At 65.8% G+C, this 737-nt stretch carries 1 protein-coding gene; it reads left to right on the top strand.

The window, feature by feature from the left end:
* On the top strand, nt 1-699 hold a 699-nt coding region (locus A5706_RS33760; RefSeq protein ID WP_068134878.1), incomplete at its 5' end, for a Gfo/Idh/MocA family protein.
* Nucleotides 700-737 lie beyond the last annotated feature (38 nt).

Below are 737 nucleotides of genomic sequence, written 5' to 3'. Positions count from 1 at the left end.
CCGTTCACCGCCAATGCCGCCGAGGCCCGCGACATCGCCGAGCTGGCCGCGAAGTCAGATCGCGTCGTCATGGAGGCAATCCAATACCGCTACCATCCGTTGACTTCGCGCGTCGAGCAGATCATCGCTTCGGGGGAGCTGGGTAGATTGCAGCGAGTGGAGGTAGCGGTGTGCGTCATGCTGCCGAAGCGTTCAAATAGCAACATCTACGACTACTCCCTTGCCGGTGGCGCGCTGATGACCGACGGAAGCTATACGGTCGACATGCTCCGTACGTTCGGCGGTTCGACCCCGGAAGTCGTTTCGGCTCGTGCGAAACTGGGCGGTCCCGAAGTGGACCGGGCTATGACGGCCGAATTGCGGTTCGCCGGCGGGCACACGGGCCGCCTGCACTGCGCGCTGTGGTCGTCGAACCTGTTTTGGGCGAGCGCCAAGGTGGTTGGGGATCGCGGCCGGCTGCGTTACCTCAGTCCGGCTGCTCCGCACTTGTTGCCCCGGCTCACGATCCGCTCGGCCGACGGCAAGCGGGTGGAGCGCTTCCCGCGCCGCACCAGCTATGCGTACCAGCTCGAGGCCTTCGCCGCGGCGGTGCTGCGCGGCGAACCGGTGAAGACGACGCCGGAAGGCGCGATCGAGAACATGTCCGTCATCGATACGATTTACCGCGCCGCCGGTCTCTCGCTCCGCGAACCGGCGTAAACGCCATGAACGCCGCGCCAGTCGACAGTCGAGAGGGC

The sequence above is a fragment of the Mycobacterium sp. E796 genome, from assembly GCF_001672815.1.
Lineage (GTDB): Bacteria > Actinomycetota > Actinomycetes > Mycobacteriales > Mycobacteriaceae > Mycobacterium.
This window is presented reverse-complemented; position numbering and strand designations above follow the sequence as displayed.